Here is a 699-nt window from a genome sequence, read left to right on the forward strand (position 1 = left end):
AGTCCCGCACGCTGCAGATGGAACTGGCCGCCGAGAAGATCAACGGCATCGTGTCGTGGCTGGCCGACCTCAAACACGGCCAGTCCGTCCCCGAGGCCGAGGACAACGTCGACTGGTTCGGCACCACCCCCGAAGAGGCGATGCTGGCGCTGCGGTCGGGTGCGGGGGTCACCAACGAACGGATGGCCCGCTACAGCGCGATGGGACGCACCGCGTTCGTCCTGGGCCGCCCGGACCCGCTGCTGCACATCCGGATCGAAGAGGCCAACCGGCTGCTGGAGAAGGGCTCCCCGTACCGGGAAGAGGCCACGTTCCTGATCCGCGAGCTCGGCCGCACCGGCCGGTCCGTCGGCGTCGGCGTCGGCCTGTCCGCGCAAGCCTCCCACCTCGAAGAACTCGGCGGCTCCGACACGCTGCGCGCGATGCTCAAGGAAGGCGAAGTCACCCTGCTCAGGTGGTCGTCGTCCATGATGCGGCAACTGGTGGCCGACGGGCTGCTGCCCGCCGGAGTGCAGCTCATGCCGATCCCCAAGACGCTCCGCCCGGCCCGCCTGGTCTCCCAGTTCGACGACGTCGACGGCGACGACGAAGACGACGCCGAGGGCACCCAGGGCACCGCCTACATCCTGTCCGGCCCGCACCCCACCGCGATGATGCGGCACTGGCGCGTCGGCTCCATCGAGCCACTGGAAGGCATGG

At 69.8% G+C, this 699-nt stretch carries 1 protein-coding gene; it reads left to right on the forward strand.

Going from position 1 to position 699, the window contains the following annotated elements:
- A partial coding sequence (locus ACH34R_RS44185) for a hypothetical protein (protein WP_397567633.1) occupies nt 1-699 on the forward strand: 699 nt, incomplete at both ends.

Origin of the sequence: Spongiactinospora sp. 9N601 (assembly GCF_044326295.1) — a bacterium.
Taxonomy (GTDB): Bacteria; Actinomycetota; Actinomycetes; order Streptosporangiales; family Streptosporangiaceae; genus Spongiactinospora; species Spongiactinospora gelatinilytica.